Raw genomic sequence first — 606 nt, forward strand, 5'->3', positions numbered from 1 at the left:
CGGATCCTGCATGTGGCCCGTCGCCACTACACCGACGCCCGCACCGCCACGGTGAACCTGCTCAAGTCGCTGATCCTCACCGCTGACGACCGCCTGCGCGGCCAACTACGCAAGCTGAACACTGACCAGCAGGTACGCCACCTGTGCCGGCTCGAACCCACCAACGACACGGACGCCTTGACCCGGGTCCGTCACGACCAACTGCGCGCCCTGGCCGTCGACATCGCCGCGCTCGACCGGACCCTGGCCGCCAACCTCAAGCAGCTGCGCGACCTAGTCACCGCGATGTGCCCCGTCCTGCTCGACCAGCCCGGCGTCGGACCAGTCACCGCCGCCGTCGCGCTGACCTCCTGGTCCCACCACGGACGACTACGCGGCGAAGCTGCCTTCGCCTCCCTGGCCGGGGTCAACCCCATCCCCGCCAGCTCTGGACGCACCATCCGCCACCGTCTCAACCGCGGCGGCGACCGCACCCTCAACTCCGCCCTGCACACCATCGCCCTCAGCCGACGCAGTTACCACCAACCAACCCGTGACTACGTCGCCCGCCGCACCGCCCAAGGCAAAACCCCTAGAGAGATCAACCGATGCCTCAAGCGCTACATC

The 606-nt window shown here is 68.5% G+C and carries 1 protein-coding gene; it reads left to right on the forward strand.

Annotation, left to right across the window (positions count from 1 at the left end; all coding sequences use genetic code 11):
- Positions 1-606, forward strand: a 606-nt coding sequence (locus tag ACFP2T_RS47980; RefSeq protein ID WP_377434803.1) for a transposase, incomplete at both ends; no start/stop codon positions are given.

This window comes from Plantactinospora solaniradicis, assembly GCF_042658085.1.
Lineage (GTDB): Bacteria > Actinomycetota > Actinomycetes > Mycobacteriales > Micromonosporaceae > Plantactinospora > Plantactinospora solaniradicis.